The organism is Flavobacterium circumlabens (assembly GCF_004345565.1).
In the GTDB taxonomy this organism is placed as follows: domain Bacteria; phylum Bacteroidota; class Bacteroidia; order Flavobacteriales; family Flavobacteriaceae; genus Flavobacterium; species Flavobacterium circumlabens.
In genome coordinates this window covers 196,747-212,969 of the sequence record NZ_SLWA01000007.1, presented here as the reverse complement: position 1 = coordinate 212,969, position 16,223 = coordinate 196,747, and the positions used below count along the sequence as shown (strand labels likewise).

The window sequence follows — 16,223 nt, the reverse complement described above, 5'->3', positions numbered from 1 at the left end:
TTTTAAGGGAGAAATATAAGTTAAAAATATAATGCAACAATACTATCCGATCAATTTAATCTCAATGAATTATGAAAAAACTTTACTTATTATTCATCTTTCTGTTTTTTGCGATCCCGCATATTTGGGCCCAAACTACCGAAACATTTGAAACTGCGACTAATAATGCCAGCAGTTTTACAAATGGTACTAAAACGTTTAATTTAACCAGCAGTTACGTTAGCTTTAAAGTCTACCCTCTTGCAAGTGGAGGTTATAATGGCTCAGGCAAATTTATTCAGGTTCAAGACTCTGCGGGACCCGAAGGTTTTGGTCAGTCTGGTACTATCAGTGATGCTACTGGCAGCTTTAAGCTTAGCAGTCTTTGGATTTATGTAGCCGGTAATGCTGCTTTTACTCCAGGTGTTACCGGTGATGGCCTGCCTGGTTCTATTACTTTTAAAGGTAAACTGGCCGGTACTACACAATTTACGGTTGTCAAAAGTACAACTGGTGCTAATATTGGAACTGCCCTTCCGGGTAATGGTTTTATACAAATCAACTTCGCTACCGAAGGGGGATCAGACAATACAGCTGTAATCATAGATCAGCTTGAAATTCAATTAAGCACTAACTATGATTATTTTGCTGTTGATGATTTTAGATTTGCAAATGGCGCATCAGCACCAACTGTTACAACGGCTGCAGCCTCAAACGTAGGAGCAGTAAAAGCAACACTTGGCGGTAATGTAACCGCCGACGGCGGTGATCCTACTATAGAAAGAGGAATTGTTTGGGCAACCACAACAAACCCTACGATACTAAGTAATAAAATCCAAATCGGTACTGGTACCGGAATCTTTTCCAATACGGTTGGATTATTTCCTGCCTCTACTCTAATTTACTATAAAGCTTATGCCAAAAACTCCGGAGGAACGGGTTATGGCGCTGAACAAACCTTTACAACCGGAGCCGCTTTAAGTACTTCGTCGACACCACAAACTAACGTTTCGTGTAATGGAGGATCAAATGGAACAGCTACAGTAAATGTAACGGGAGGAAAAACTTCTTACTCTTATTCCTGGTCACCATCAGGAGGAACGGGAGCAAGTGCTACAGGACTAACTGTGGGTAATTACACTGTAACCGTTACAGATGCTGAAGGAACTCAGATAACAAGACCTTTTAATATAACACAACCACCAGCTATTAGTCTGGCTACAGGAGCAAGTACAAATGTATCGTGCAACGGAGGATCAAATGGTACGGCCACGGTTATCCCATCCGGAGGAACAGGTACTGGTACGTATACGTACTCATGGAGCCCATCTGGCGGTACAGGAGCAACTGCTTCAGGATTGGCTGCGGGTGCTTATACCGTAACTGTTACAGACGCAAATAGCTGTCAGGCAACCAGAACATTTACAATTACACAACCTCTTGTAGCTCTTAATGCTACTGCAGGGACTCAAACTAATGTTTCCTGTTTTAATGGTACTAATGGTACAGCTACTGTTAGTCCAACAGGAGGAACTCCTACCTATACCTATTCCTGGTCACCATCAGGAGGAAGTGCTGCAACAGCTTCAGGATTAGCGGCAGGAACCTATACGGTAACTGTCACAGATGCGAACAGCTGTCAGGCCACTAAAACTTTTACCATTACACAACCTTTATCAGCTCTTGTAGCTTCGGCTTCAGCCCAAACCAATGTATCCTGTAATTCAGGAACTAACGGTTCAGCAACCGTAAGTGCAACGGGAGGAACTCCTTCTTATACGTATTCCTGGTCCCCATCTGGCGGAACGGCTGCAACAGCTTCAGGACTAGCCGCAGGAACGTATACCGCTACCGTTACAGATGCTAACGGATGTACTGCTACACAAGTTTTTACGATTACACAACCTGCTACTGCTCTTGTAGCTTCGGCTTCAGCCCAAACCAATGTATCCTGCAATGGAGGTACTAACGGTTCGGCAACGGTAAGTGCAACAGGAGGAACAGCAGGATATACCTATTCCTGGTCACCTTCTGGCGGAACGGCTGCGACAGCTTCAGGATTAGCCGCTGGTACTTATACCGCGACTGTTACAGATGCCAACGGATGTACTGCAACACAAACTTTTACCATTACTGAGCCGAGTGTTCTGATAGCCTCACCAGCTGCCCAAACCAATGTATCCTGCAATGGAGGTACTAACGGTTCAGCAACGGTAAGTGCAACAGGAGGAACAGCCGGATATACCTATTCCTGGTCGCCATCTGGCGGAACGGCTGCAACAGCTTCAGGATTAGCCGCTGGTACTTATACTGCGACTGTGACAGATTCTAAAGGATGTACTGCAACTCAAACTTTTACGATTACAGAACCAGCTGTTCTGGTTGCTTCAGCCGCAGCTCAAACCAATGTGTCCTGTAATTCAGGTTCTAACGGTTCAGCTACAGTAAGTGCAATTGGTGGAACTGCAGGATATAGCTATTCCTGGTCACCTGCCGGTGGAACTGCTGCGACAGCTTCAGGCCTAACTGCCGGTACCTATACAGCAACTGTTACAGATGCTAAAGGGTGTACTGCAACTCAAAGTTTTACGATTACAGAACCGGCTACAGCTCTTACAGCTTCGCCAACAGCACAAACCAATATATCCTGCAATGGAGGTACTAACGGTTCAGCTACAGTAAGTGGAACTGGTGGAACCGGAACTTATACCTATTCATGGGCACCTGCCGGAGGAACTGCTGCTACGGCATCGGGACTAACTGCGGGAACGTATACCGTAACCATCACGGATGCCAACGGATGTACTACAACACAAACCTTTACCCTTACAGAACCAACTGTTTTAGTAGCTTCACCCGCAGCTCAAACCAATGTTTCCTGTAATTCAGGATCAAATGGTTCTGCTACGGTAAGTGCAACAGGTGGAACTATTGGATATACCTATTCCTGGTCACCTTCAGGAGGAACTGCTGCAACAGCTTCAGGACTAACTGCAGGTACCTACACCGCAACGGTTACAGATGCCAACGGATGTACTGCAACTCAAAGTTTTACGATTACAGAACCAACTGTTCTTGTTGCTTCTGCCTCGGCTCAAACCAATGTATCCTGTAATTCAGGATCAAATGGTTCTGCTACGGTAAGTGCAACAGGTGGAACTGCAGGGTACACTTATTCATGGTCACCTTCCGGTGGAACTGCTGCAACAGCTTCAGGACTGACTGCAGGAACCTATACCGCAACGGTTACAGATGCCAACGGATGTACTGCAACACAAAGCTTTACCCTTACAGAACCAACTATTTTAGTAGCTTCACCCGCAGCTCAAACCAATGTGTCCTGTAATTCAGGATCGAACGGATCTGCTACGGTAAGTGCAACAGGCGGAACTGGTACCTATACCTATTCCTGGTCACCTTCAGGAGGAACTGCTGCTACAGCTTCAGGATTAACCGCAGGAACGTATACCGTAACGGTTACCGATGCAAACTCATGTATTGCAACACAAACTTTTACGATCACAGAACCAGCAACAGCCCTTACAGCTGTGCCTGTAGCTCAAACGAATATCGCTTGTAATTCAGGAGCAACAGGGTCTGCTACGGTAAGTGCAACCGGTGGAACTCCCGGATATACCTATTCATGGTCACCTTCAGGAGGAACTGCTGCTACGGCAACGGGATTAACTGCCGGAACGTACATAGCAACAATTACAGATGCTAACGGATGTACTGCAACACAAAGTTTTACTATTACAGAACCTGCTACTGCTCTTACGGCTTCAGCCGCAGCTCAGACTAATGTATCTTGTAATTCAGGATCTAACGGTTCTGCGACAGTAAGTGCAACAGGCGGAACTGCCGGATATACCTATTCCTGGTCACCTTCAGGAGGAACTGCTGCAACAGCATCAGGATTAACTGCAGGAACATACATCGCAACCGTTACAGATGCTAACGGATGTACGGCAACACAAACTTTTACCATTACAGAACCAACTGTCCTAATAGCTTCAGCCGCAGCCCAGACCAATGTTTCTTGTAATTCAGGATCTAACGGGTCTGCGACAGTAAGTACAACAGGCGGAACTGCCGGATATACCTATTCATGGGCACCTTCAGGAGGAACTGCCGACACGGCATCAGGTTTAACTGCAGGAACGTATACCGTAACGGTTACCGATGCCAACGGATGTACTGCAACGCAAAGTTTTACCATTACAGAACCAACTATTTTAGTAGCTTCAGCAGCAGCTCAAACCAATGTATCTTGTAATTCAGGATCCAATGGGTCTGCGACAGTAAGTGCAACCGGAGGAACTGGTACCTACACGTATGTATGGTCACCTTCAGGTGGAACTGCCGATACAGCTTCGGGATTAACTGCCGGAACATATACTGCAACGGTTACAGATGCTAACGGATGTACTGCAACGCAAACTTTTACCATTACAGAACCTGCTACTGCTCTTACAGCTTTGCCGGTAGCTCAAACCAATGTATCTTGTAATTCAGGATCTAATGGTTCGGCTACAGTAAGTGCAACAGGCGGAACTCCCGGATATACCTATTCATGGTCACCTTCAGGTGGAACTGCCGACACGGCAACAGGACTGACTGCCGGAACATATACCGCAACTATTACGGATGCCAATGGATGTACTGCAACACAAAGCTTTACCATCACAGAACCGGCTACTGCTCTTACAGCTTCGCCAGTAGCACAAACCAATGTTTCCTGTAATTCAGGATCTAACGGATCCGCTACAGTAAGTGCAACGGGCGGAACTCCGGGATATACCTATTCCTGGTCACCATCAGGTGGAACTGCCGATACGGCAACAGGATTAACTGCAGGAACGTACACAGCAACGGTTACGGATGCTAACGGATGTACTGCTACACAAAGTTTTACCATTACAGAACCAACTGTCCTAATAGCTTCAGCCGGAGCACAAACCAATGTATCCTGTAACTCAGGATCTAACGGATCTGCAACGGTAATCGCAACTGGTGGAACTAGTGGATATACGTATTCATGGTCACCATCAGGAGGAACTGCCGATACTGCAACAGGATTAACTGCAGGAACGTACACCGCAACGGTTACAGATGCCAACGGATGTACGGCTACTCAAAGTTTTACCATTACAGAACCAACTGTTTTAATCGCTTCACCTGTAGCGCAGACCAATGTATCCTGTAATTCAGGATCGAATGGATCTGCTACAGTAAGTGCAACAGGAGGAACGGCTGGATATACTTATTTATGGTCACCTTCAGGTGAAACTGCCGACACGGCAACTGGTTTAACAGCAGGAACCTACACAGCAACCGTTACAGATGCTAACGGATGTACTGCAACACAAACTTTTACCATTACAGAACCAGCAACTGCTCTTACGGCTTCGCCAGTAGCACAAACCAATGCATCCTGCAATGGAGGTACTAACGGTTCTGCTACGGTAAGTGCAACTGGTGGAACTGCCGGATATACCTATTCATGGTCACCTTCAGGAGGAACTGCTGCTACGGCAACAGGTTTAACTGCCGGAACGTACACCGCAACGGTTACAGATGCCAACGGATGTACTGCAACGCAAAGTTTTACCATTACAGAACCAACTGTTTTAATCGCTTCACCTGTAGCGCAGACCAATGTATCCTGTAATTCAGGATCGAATGGATCTGCTACAGTAAGTGCAGCTGGCGGAACTAGCGGATATACCTATTCATGGGCACCTGCCGGTGGAACGGCTGACACGGCTACGGGGTTATCTTCAGGAACCTACACGGCAACTGTTACGGATGCCAACGGATGTACTGCTACACAAAGTTTTACCATTACAGAACCAGGTGTTCTTACGGCTTCTGCGGGAGCTCAAACCAATGTATCCTGTAATTCAGGATCGAATGGATCTGCAACGGTAATCGCAGCGGGTGGAACTACTGGATATACCTATTCATGGTCACCTTCAGGCGGAACTGCCGACACGGCAACAGGACTAAGTGCAGGAACTTATACAGTGATTGTTACGGATGCCAACGGATGTACCGCAACTCAAAGTTTTACGATTACAGAACCAAGTGTTCTTACTGCTTCTGCAGGAACTCAGATTAACGTATCCTGTAATTCAGGAGCTAACGGATCTGCAACGGTAATCGCAGCGGGTGGAACTACTGGATATACCTATTCATGGTCACCTTCAGGCGGAACTGCAGACACGGCAACAGGACTAAGTGCAGGAACTTATACAGCGACTGTTACGGATGCCAACGGATGTACTGCAACACAAACTTTTACTATTACAGAGCCAAATGTGCTAACAGCAGCAGACGGTGGACAAACCAATGTGACTTGTAATTCAGGATCAAATGGTTCTGCGACAGTGATCGCAGCCGGCGGAACTGGTACTTATACGTACGCATGGTCACCATCTGGCGGAACTGCTGCTACTGCAACAGGATTAAGTGAGGGAACGTATACCGTAACCGTAACAGATGCAAACGGATGTACTGCAATACAAAGCTTTACGATTACACAGCCTCAGGCTCTTCTTGCTACTCCTTTAATACAAACTAATGTGAGCTGCAACGGAGGCACAAATGGATCAGCTTCAGTGCTTGCGTCCAGAGGAACTGGTGGATATACGTATTCATGGGCCCCTTACGGAGGAACCGCTGCTACGGCAACAGGTCTTGTCGCAGGAACGTATACCATAACAGTAACGGATGCTGTTGGATGTACGGCTACTCAAAGTTTTACCATCACAGAACCTCAGCCACTTACAGCTACATTTACACAAACTAATGTTAGTTGTGTTGGAGGAGCGGACGCTTCGGCAACTGTTATTCCGGCAGGTGGAGCCACTCCATATACCTATGCATGGTCACCTTCAGGCGGAACTGCAGCTACGGCTTCAGGATTGGCTGCGGGAACGTATACCGTAACCGTTACGGATGGAAACGGATGTACTGCGACAAACATAATAGTGATCTCAACTAATCCAGACACCACTGCTCCGGTACCTAACGTAGCAAATCTTCCGGCGATTACTAATTCTTGTGCTGTTTTAGCAGCCGAAATAGCTGTTCCGACAGCAACTGATAATTGTGCAGGCACGATCACCGCGACGACATCCTCACCTTTAAATTATACTTCAGCCGGTACTTATGTGATTATCTGGAGTTATGATGATGGTCACGGAAATATTGCAACACAAAATCAAACCGTTACGGTAACTGCTTCACCTTTAGATCAGGTTACTTTTACAGATACAGCGGTTACTTATAACGGAAGTCTTCAAACGCTTGCCGTTGCAGGTCTTCCGATTGGAGCTACGGTATCGTATTCAATGACACCGGCAACAGGAAATGCAAACAGCGCAATTGATGCAGGTGTTTACACGATCACTGCTGTGGTATCTCCGGCACCGGGAATGGTAAATTGTTCTCCTGTTACCTTAACAGCAGAACTAACGATCAACAAAGCTGCACAAACCATCACTTTTGCTCCTATACCTGTTAAAACACTGGGAGCGAATAACACTTTCAATCTGGGCGCTACTGCAAGTTCAGGTTTACCGGTAACGTATTCTTTCACCTATACTTCTGCGTTGCCACCGGCGACTGTTACTCCTGCAGGTTTAGTAACCATGCTGAGAACGGGTCAGGGAATTATTACGGCAAACCAGGCTGGTGACGCTAATTATCTGCCGGCAGTGGGTGTTGCACAAACGTTGACCATTCTGAACAGCAATGCTGATATCACACAAATCACTATTGGCGGCGTGGTGTACAACAATCCACCACTAGTAATAAATTATTTATTAGAGTGTGGTGAACAAAATCTTACTGTAGCTATTGTAAACGATGCCAATGCAACGATTACGCCAAGTGCTAATTTTACCATTCCGATGCCTAAAGCCGGAATTTACAATCAGCCAATTACAGTAACATCAGAAGACGGAAGTGTGGTTAAAAATTACATGCTGGTAATCGAAAAACCTTTTGGTTTCTATGACATTGTCAAAATGAAATTCAACAATACCCTTTTAGTCAATAACAATCCTTTAACCAATGGTGGTTACGAGTTTGTTGCCTACGAATGGTACAAAAATGGTGTACTGATAGGAACCGGTCAATATTATTCAGCCGGTAACAGTCAAAACAACACCTTAGACCCAACTGCGGATTATAAAGTAAAAGTGACGACTAAAGATGGAAAAGTACTGCAAACCTGTTCAGACAAAATTGTATTACAAAATTCATTTCAGGCAAAACTTTACCCTAATCCAATTGAAAAAGGAAAAGTGGTTACTGTTGAAGCAGATTTCCCTGAAGACGAAATAAAAGATATGCAAATCAGCTTATACTCTGTTTCAGGCCAATTGGTAAAAACATTGAAATCATCAACAGTAAAAACCGAAGTGCAACTACCGGAAAACTCAGATGGTAACATGTTTGTTGTTGTGATTGAAACTGCAAGCTTCAGGAAAACACTAAAAGTACTTGTAAAATAAATAAAATCTGCCAGTGCTGTTTTTTAAACCGCACTGGCATAATATAATTTCAATATGAAAAAATATATCACAAACCATATAGCCTCTTTATCAATGGTCACTGCGCTTTTAGGCACTTGCTTAAGTAGTTACGGTCAGGATAAAAAGTATGAAATTTCCATTGCTGTTGCCGGCCCGTCATCCTTTATTAAATTTGATTCACCAGGCGTTGACTTAGTTGAAGGAAACGGATTTAGTGCAGGACTTCGTTATTCGTATTATTTAAATGAAGGACTAAGTATTGGAATTGGTGCCGAGTACCAGTCTTATCAATCGGATGCCAAATTTCAGTCTATCGCAGGGCAATACAACACTGTTGATGCTGAAAATGACTCCTTTCAATTCAGATACAGGGCTACAAATTTAAGGGAAAACCAGAAATTAGGCTACATCAATATCCCTATTAATATTCAGTTTGAAACTCCGGGAACCACTCAGTTGTATCTTGCCGCAGGTGCCAAAGTGGGTTTTGCCATAAATGGTTCTTATGAATCAACGATAGACAATCTGACTACCAGCGGTTACTATCCACAGTACAACGTAGAATTGTTTGCTCCGGCTTTTGCAGGTTTTGCAAGTACAAATAATATCAAAGTCGGCAAAGAAGATCTTAATACCGAAATTTCCTATTCCGCTACTTTTGAAACAGGTGTAAAACAAAAATTTGGTGACAAAAGTTCCGTCTACATTGGTGCTTACATTGATTATGGACTAAACAATATTTACGACAAAGAAGATAATAAAAATCTGGTCGAGTATAATGCTGCCTTACCGGTTCAGTTAGGACACAACACGGTACTGAATTCCCAAGACGTAAATCAGGTGAGATTGGTTTCTTACGGAATCCGATTACGATTTGCAATGCATTAAATACCTAATTATAGTAAAAACAAAGGCATACTTAACCGTATGCCTTTTTTTATGGGCCATATTTTAAAATAGCACCTAAGTATTATTTTCATTACACCTTACTGATCGCATCCACAAAATAGGGAGAATCGTTCCATCTGATTTTTCGGTAACTGACATTGGTTTTTATAGCATCCGGAAGACAGCTCCAGATCGCTTCATTCATTTTTTCCAGTAATAATTTTTTCGAAAAAGTATCTGAAACCACAAAACTGATTTCACGCACTGGTTTTGGATCTTTAAAAGGTTTAAAAAGTTCTTTTTCTTTTTCATTCAAGGTAGAAAGCTCCGGAATAATCGCAAATCCCAATTCGGCACGAACGAGGTTTTTTAAAGTTTCGATAGAACTGATATCGTAACTAAACTGGTCTTTTATAGGCCCCGGCGCTTTCAGTCCGCAAATATCCAGCAATTGCGCATTATAACAATATTCATTCTGAAGCAGCAATAACATGGGTTTATCTCCGGGCTGAATTTCATAAAAATTTTCCTTTGCCATCGGATGTTCCTTATTCAGGTAGGCCACAAAAGGTTCCTGAAAAACCGGATGCTCAATAAGGTTTTTATTTCCGGTTGGCGTAGCCATAATCGCAACATCAATTGCCCCGGTTTCCACGTCGTGCATTAATTGTCCGGTGTTGGCTTCTTTAATGATAAAATGAACCTTTGGCGTAATCTCTTTCATTACTTTAATAAAAAGCGGAATCAAGTACGGAGATAAAGTCGAAATTACACCAATTTTCAACTCCCCTTCCAGTGTATTTTTTTCATTCACCACAAAATCACGGATTTCATTCGTCTCACGCAAAATCTTTCTGGCTCTGTTGATAATTTCTTTTCCGAGTACCGTTGGCGTTAAAGGAACCTTTGTCCGGTCAAAAATTTTAATTCCGATTTCTTCTTCCAGATTTTTTAACTGAATCGTCAAACCGGGCTGGGAAACCATACAAACCTCGGCAGCCTTAGCAAAATGGCGTTCTTCATCGAGAGCGACGATATATTTTAATTGTTGAATGGTCATGATTATAATTTTAATTTATAAAGGTACAAAATTATTAATTTGATTTATAAACATACCCGTCCTAAATTTGTCCCATCAAATCAGAACAACGATTTGGAAAACATAAAAATTTAAAACAACAAATAAAAAATTAAGATCATGAAATTTACAAGAACAGCAAACGCAAATTGGAAAGGTACAGGAATGGAAGGAAACGGAACCATCAGTACACAAAGCACCACATTAAACAATGCACAATTATCTTTTAAAACCCGTTTTGCAGAAGGCGTTGGAACCAATCCGGAAGAACTAATCGCTGCGGCACATTCAGGATGTTTTACGATGCAGTTAAGCTTTTTATTGTCTGAAGCAGGTTTTGTACCGGAAGATTTAAATACAAAAGCAAAAGTAACTTTAGAAGACGGTACCATTACCTTAATTCAATTGGAACTGGAAGGAAAAGTTCCCGGAATCGCTGAAGAACAGCTTCAGGAACTGGCTCAGAAAGCAAAAGCCATCTGTCCAATTTCTAAATTACTGAACACAGAAATCACATTATCAGTCGTATTAACAGCTTAATTATCAATTATCAACTATCAATTATCAACTATCAATTATAAATTAAATTCAAACCTTATGAAAACAATCACTATAAAAGAACAATTGAATTCGTATTTCATGTTCGCCGTATTATTTTTCTCTTTCTTCTTTTCGACTACTATTGCCACTGCACAAAATGCACCAGCTGTCAAAAATGTAGTTTTAGTTCATGGTGCTTTCGCGGATGGTTCAGGCTGGAGAGGATTATATGATATTTTATCTAAAAAAGGGTATCATGTAACGATCGTTCAAAACCCGCTTTCTTCCCTTGAAGACGATGTAAGAGTCACCAACTTAGCCCTTGACAAACAGGACGGACCAACCATTTTAGTGGGACATTCATGGGGTGGAACTGTAATCACAGAAGCCGGAAATCATCCAAAAGTTGTGGCTTTAGTGTATGTGGCAGCCTTCCAGCCTGATAATGGGGAAAACTCTGTACAATGGCTGCAAACGGCACCTCCGGCTCCGGAAAATGGTGTTTTGGCTCCCGACGACAAAGGAATCGCGTATTACGATGAGGCAAAATTCCACGCAGGATTTGCCGGAGATCTTCCGAAAGACCTTTCTGATTTTATGTTTGCCTCACAAGGTGCCTTTTATGCAAAAGGTTTTGGAACTCCGATTACCAAAGCAGCCTGGAGAGACAAACCCGCTTACGGAATTGTGGCTACAGAAGATAAAAGTATCAATCCCGATATCGAGCGTGCCATGTACAAACGTTCTAAAACAAAAATAACAGAAATAAAAGGAAGTCACGTAGTGTTTATTTCTCAGCCAAAAGCAGTGGCAGAAGTGATTAATACAGCTTCAAAAGAAGTGGCTAAAAAATAATTCTTCTAATATAAAGGCTAATCAGACTCCGGCAATTTGTCGGAGTTTTTTTATTTGTATTCACAAAGCATTCTGGCGGCATTTTTAGCCAGTCGCATCGTATTGGCACTTCGTGTCACTTTACTACGGATAATAGCGCCTTCAAAAAGCATCATAATCTGAACGGCCAGTTCGTTATAGTCCAGTATATTCCCTTCTTTCAGAGTGGCTTCAATGAGCTGCTGGATTCCTGCCGTATACTGATCACAGCTGGCCTCAATTTCAGTGCCCTTGTTGGTATATTCCGTTTTGGCATTCATAACAAAACAGCCATTGTAGTGTCCTTCTTCTGCCTTTTCGATTAAAAAATCAAAAATACGCAGCATTTTATCCACAGGCTGAGCGTTCGGATTACTATTGATATATCCTAAAATAATTTCGAGCATGTTGGTTCGATAATAATCGATGGTGGCGAGAATCAGGCCTTCTTTTGAGCCAAAATGTTTGTATAAAGTTCGTTTAGAGATACCTGTACCTTCCATAACAGTGTCCACACCAGTCGCATGGAAGCCGTTTTTGTAAAAAGTATCAAAAGCAAACTTTACCATTTCTTCCCGTTTTAGGGACTTCGCAGCGCTTTCTGAATTATTTTTCATTTTTTATTCGTTTTCTTTTGCAAATGTAAACAGTTCTGTATACATTTGCAAATGTAAACAGATTAGTTTACATCTAATTTGAATTTAAAAAGATCAAAATAAAAAACATCTAAAGTAAAAAATCATGAAAACAAGCAATGAATTAGGTACTGCAGTGGTAACTGGAGCATCATCAGGATTAGGAAAAGTATTTGCAGAGAAACTGGCAGCACGCGGTTACAATTTGAAACTGGTAGCCAGACGCGAAGAAAAATTAATTGAGCTTGCCGAAAAACTTCGCGCCGCTTACGGTGTGACTGTTACCAATTTAGTGGCCGATTTAAGTGCGGCTTCAGATCTGGAAAAAGTGGCCAGCGACATTCAAAAAGATACCAATATCACTTTACTGATTAATAATGCCGGAACTTCTACCATGGCACCGATAGCCAAGACTTCCATTGAAAAACAAAAAGAAATGGTAGACGTCAACATTACTTCACTAATGGTATTAACCCATGCCATCCTTCCGTCATTTATCGAACGTAACGAAGGAACTATTATCAATATTGGTTCCGTTTTAGGTGCTTTTACTTTACCGATAAGCAGCGTGTATAGCGGAACAAAAGGTTTTGTGGTGCAATATACAAGAGGATTACAGGAAGAAGTAAAAGGAACCAATATCAAAGTGCAACTGGTGAATCCTTCTATTACAGCGACTGAAATCTGGGAAGTTGGCGGAGTGCCTTTATCTGCACTGGATCAGGCTGCAATTATGACCACAGAAGATTGTGTAGATGCAGCTCTTGCCGGATTAGAAGCAGGTGAATTAGCTACTTTTCCATCAGTTCACAATCAGGAATTAATTGAGGCGTACGAAGATGCCCGCATCAAATTATTCACAGGTTCACAAACTGGAAAACCTGCTGAACGTTATTTACAAAACTAATTCATTCTTTTTCATATAAATTTAAACCGGAAGTGGGTCGCTTCCGGTTTTTTGTTTTAGTCATTCCGAGGAACGAAGGAATCACAAATGCTAAATCCATACAGTATGTTAAGCTCCGGATGCGATTTACTCCTTCTGTTCGCTATCGCTCGAGTCTCCTTCGCAGAAATGACACTATTGCGGGATATTGGTTCAATAATAAAAAGGCAATGATTATAAAACAAAAGAAAGTTTTAATATCTTCGAAAGACATAAATGCGAATCTATGAACTGTCAAACAACGTAAAAAGAACTTTTAAACAAAGTAATTTATTGCTGTAAAAGTGAAATTTGCAGACAGAAAAACATATTCATACTAATTTGTTAAAAGAAAATCATGAAAGTAATTATTACAGGGGCGACAGGAATGGTGGGCGAAGGTGTATTATTAGAATGTCTGGACAACTACGCGGTCAAAAAAGTACTGATGATCAATCGTAAACCATCGGCTATTAAACATCCGAAACTGCAGGAATTAATTGTGCTGGATTTCATGCAGCTAAGCCGGTATTCCGATGACCTGAAAGATTACGATGCCTGTTTTTACTGCGCCGGTGTAAGTTCTGTGGGAACGAATGAAATAAAATACACCTATGTCACTTACGATACGACTTTGGCTTTTGCCAGAGCATTATCGGAAATCAATCCCAAGATGGTTTTTAATTTTGTAACCGGAAGCCATACCGATACATCAGAAAACGGAAAAATTATGTGGGCTCGTGTAAAAGGAAAAACCGAAAATGATCTGATGAAATTGCCTTTCAGGGGACAATATAATTTCCGTCCCGGATTTATGAAACCTTTTAAGGAACAGAAAAATGTCAAAACTTTTTTCAAAATTATGATTCCGCTTTTCCCGCTTTTATTTCCTAAAAAATCCCTGACTTTAAAAGATGTCGGACAGGCTATGATTAATACCGTAAAAGAAGGTTATCCAAAGCAAATATTGGAGATTGAGGATATTAAGGCTTTGGCGGAACTTTAAGACGCTTTTTTTTCGATAGCTGTATTTAACCGCAACGCACGCAAGGTTTTTTAGTATTGGAACTTTGTAAAAACGCTATGTTCGCAAAGCTGTATCTATAATAACTTTGCGGCACGATATTTATCGGGATGCATGATTAAAAATCTGTGAAAATCAGTGTAATCTGTTGCAGAAAAACTTTGCGAACATAGCGTAGCCCCTTGCGTGCGTTGCGGTTAAAAGCCCACAACTTTTTCAAACAAATATTTCGCCGATTAAATTTCGACAATCATTTAATTTGTAATTTCGTTTTATCAAATTCAAAACAAATGCAAGCCAAAGCCCTCCTAAAAGAACACGTCTTAAAAATTGCGTCAATTACAGACGAAGAATTTGATTATTTCTTCTCGCATTTTAAACCGGAAACTTTTAAAAAAGGGCAAAGCATTATTAGTGAAGGAGATGTCGTCGACAAAGAATATTTTGTGATTGACGGCTGCCTAAAAGCTTTTTTTGTCAATGACGAGGTCAAAATGTACATCCTGCAATTTGCCATGCCTACCTGGTGGGCGTCTGATTATGCGGCGCTTTACAATAAAACGAAAGCGACCATAAACGTCGATTGTGTTTCGGATGCAGCAATACTTTCCCTTTCTAACAGTGACCGCGAAAAAATCTGCAGCGAATTGCATCAGGCGGAACACTTCTTTAGATGGAGAACTAATAAAGGCTATGTCGCTGCGCAAAAAAGATTACTTTCTTTTATGAACAATGATACCAAAACCAGATATGAAGAACTTTTGGTACTCTACCCTGCGCTCTACAATACCGTACCCAAACATTTAATCGCCGCTTATCTGGGCGTTTCCCGGGAAACGTTAAGCCGATTGTATAATTCTTCCAAATAGCCTTTTTACGAATGTGATCTACATCACGTAATGAATTTTGAGAATCGCCATTCCTTTGTACTATAAATTAATAACAATTTAAAAATACAATATTATGGAAACTCAAAATTTTAAAATTTCAAACGCTCAAAGCAATGTAAACTGGACCGGTAAAAAAGTAACCGGAGCACACAATGGAACAATAGACATTCAGGAAGGTAACTTCACTTTCACGAATGGAGATCTTACCGGAGGAACTGTAGTGATAGACACTACTTCTATTGTAATTCTTGACGTAACTGATCCGGCAACGAACCAACAATTTGCCGGACACCTTGCTTCTGATGATTTTTTCTCAACAGAAAAATTCCACACCGCTTCTTTAGTTATCACTTCAGCAGCCCAACAATCTGCTACGAACTATTTTGTAGAAGGTAAACTGACCATCAAAGCCATTACGCATCCGATTGGATTCAATTTAGAAGTAAAAACCAACGGAGACGAACTGAAAGCTTCCGGTAAAATTATCGTTGACCGTACCAAATATGATATGAAATTCCGCTCCGGAAATTTCTTCACTAATCTTGGAGACACACTGATCTACAATGAGTTTGAACTGGACGTAGACGTTACAGCTAAACTTGCTTAAATTCTGGAAATCATGCCGTACGTAAAAATAGAAGTCACACGCGAAGGCGTTACAAGAGAACAAAAACAACAGCTTATAGCCGGAATTACGAATCTTATAACTGATGTTTTAGATAAAGATCCAAGCCTTACACATATTGTCATTCAGGAAATAGAATTAGACGACTGGGGTTTTGCAGGAGAACAGGTTTCTGTGCTTCGTGAAAAAGGAATTACCGCACAGAAAAAATAATTAGTTACAA

11 protein-coding genes are annotated in these 16,223 nt (G+C 41.9%); 9 read left to right on the top strand and 2 right to left on the bottom strand.

Annotation, left to right across the window (positions count from 1 at the left end; translation table 11 throughout):
* The first annotated feature begins 71 nt into the window (after positions 1-71).
* Together EV142_RS17295 and EV142_RS17290 are read left to right on the top strand one after the other, a co-directional pair.
* Positions 72-8,501, top strand: coding sequence for a hypothetical protein (locus tag EV142_RS17295; protein ID WP_132037088.1), 8,430 nt, complete (start codon positions 72-74; stop codon positions 8,499-8,501).
* Between the two features lie 54 nt (positions 8,502-8,555).
* Positions 8,556-9,410, top strand: coding sequence for an outer membrane beta-barrel protein (locus tag EV142_RS17290; RefSeq protein ID WP_132037087.1), 855 nt, complete (start codon positions 8,556-8,558; stop codon positions 9,408-9,410).
* 91 nt (positions 9,411-9,501) lie between these two features.
* Here the strand turns inward: EV142_RS17290 and EV142_RS17285 are convergent, their stop codons facing one another.
* Positions 9,502-10,470, bottom strand: a complete 969-nt coding sequence (locus tag EV142_RS17285; protein WP_132037086.1) for a hydrogen peroxide-inducible genes activator — start codon at positions 10,468-10,470, stop codon at positions 9,502-9,504.
* A 138-nt stretch (positions 10,471-10,608) separates the two neighbouring features.
* On the opposite strand from EV142_RS17285, the gene EV142_RS17280 reads away from it, so the two are divergent.
* Together EV142_RS17280 and EV142_RS17275 are read left to right on the top strand one after the other, a co-directional pair.
* A complete protein-coding gene (locus tag EV142_RS17280) occupies positions 10,609-11,028 on the top strand; it encodes an OsmC family protein (protein ID WP_132037085.1) in 420 nt (139 codons plus the stop codon).
* Positions 11,029-11,085: 57 nt separating this feature from the next.
* Positions 11,086-11,883: an alpha/beta hydrolase gene (locus EV142_RS17275; protein WP_132037084.1), complete on the top strand. Its 798-nt coding sequence runs from the start codon at positions 11,086-11,088 to the stop codon at positions 11,881-11,883.
* A 50-nt stretch (positions 11,884-11,933) separates the two neighbouring features.
* Here EV142_RS17275 and EV142_RS17270 read toward each other — a convergent pair whose 3' ends face one another.
* Complete coding sequence (locus EV142_RS17270) at positions 11,934-12,518, bottom strand: TetR/AcrR family transcriptional regulator (protein WP_132037083.1); 585 nt, start codon at positions 12,516-12,518, stop codon at positions 11,934-11,936.
* A gap of 124 nt (positions 12,519-12,642) precedes the next feature.
* Between EV142_RS17270 and EV142_RS17265 the strand changes: the two genes are divergently transcribed.
* The 5 genes from EV142_RS17265 (at position 12,643) to EV142_RS17245 (ending at position 16,213) form a co-directional block, all read left to right on the top strand.
* Positions 12,643-13,443, top strand: a complete 801-nt coding sequence (locus tag EV142_RS17265) for an SDR family NAD(P)-dependent oxidoreductase (RefSeq protein WP_132037082.1) — start codon at positions 12,643-12,645, stop codon at positions 13,441-13,443.
* A gap of 376 nt (positions 13,444-13,819) precedes the next feature.
* Complete coding sequence (locus tag EV142_RS17260) at positions 13,820-14,467, top strand: NAD-dependent epimerase/dehydratase family protein (RefSeq protein ID WP_132037081.1); 648 nt, start codon at positions 13,820-13,822, stop codon at positions 14,465-14,467.
* 308 nt (positions 14,468-14,775) lie between these two features.
* A complete protein-coding gene (locus EV142_RS17255; RefSeq protein ID WP_132037080.1) occupies positions 14,776-15,354 on the top strand; it encodes a Crp/Fnr family transcriptional regulator in 579 nt (192 codons plus the stop codon).
* A gap of 94 nt (positions 15,355-15,448) precedes the next feature.
* A complete protein-coding gene (locus EV142_RS17250) occupies positions 15,449-15,982 on the top strand; it encodes a YceI family protein (protein WP_132037079.1) in 534 nt (177 codons plus the stop codon).
* A gap of 12 nt (positions 15,983-15,994) precedes the next feature.
* Positions 15,995-16,213 carry a tautomerase family protein gene (locus tag EV142_RS17245; RefSeq protein WP_132037078.1) on the top strand — a complete coding sequence of 73 codons (219 nt, stop codon included), beginning with the start codon at positions 15,995-15,997 and terminating at the stop codon, positions 16,211-16,213.
* The last annotated feature ends 10 nt before the right edge of the window (positions 16,214-16,223 follow it).

Bases quoted from the DNA above. Each gene is read 5' to 3' on its own strand.
- EV142_RS17260 (WP_132037081.1), top strand. From the start codon at position 13,820: ATGAAAGTAATTATTACAGGGGCGACAGGAATGGTGGGCGAAGGTGTA.
- EV142_RS17245 (WP_132037078.1), top strand. From the start codon at position 15,995: ATGCCGTACGTAAAAATAGAAGTCACACGCGAAGGCGTTACAAGAGAA.
- EV142_RS17265 (WP_132037082.1), top strand. From the start codon at position 12,643: ATGAAAACAAGCAATGAATTAGGTACTGCAGTGGTAACTGGAGCATCA.
- EV142_RS17295 (WP_132037088.1), top strand. From the start codon at position 72: ATGAAAAAACTTTACTTATTATTCATCTTTCTGTTTTTTGCGATCCCG.
- EV142_RS17255 (WP_132037080.1), top strand. From the start codon at position 14,776: ATGCAAGCCAAAGCCCTCCTAAAAGAACACGTCTTAAAAATTGCGTCA.
- EV142_RS17275 (WP_132037084.1), top strand. From the start codon at position 11,086: ATGAAAACAATCACTATAAAAGAACAATTGAATTCGTATTTCATGTTC.
- EV142_RS17285 (WP_132037086.1), bottom strand. From the start codon at position 10,470: ATGACCATTCAACAATTAAAATATATCGTCGCTCTCGATGAAGAACGC.
- EV142_RS17290 (WP_132037087.1), top strand. From the start codon at position 8,556: ATGAAAAAATATATCACAAACCATATAGCCTCTTTATCAATGGTCACT.
- EV142_RS17270 (WP_132037083.1), bottom strand. From the start codon at position 12,518: ATGAAAAATAATTCAGAAAGCGCTGCGAAGTCCCTAAAACGGGAAGAA.
- EV142_RS17250 (WP_132037079.1), top strand. From the start codon at position 15,449: ATGGAAACTCAAAATTTTAAAATTTCAAACGCTCAAAGCAATGTAAAC.
- EV142_RS17280 (WP_132037085.1), top strand. From the start codon at position 10,609: ATGAAATTTACAAGAACAGCAAACGCAAATTGGAAAGGTACAGGAATG.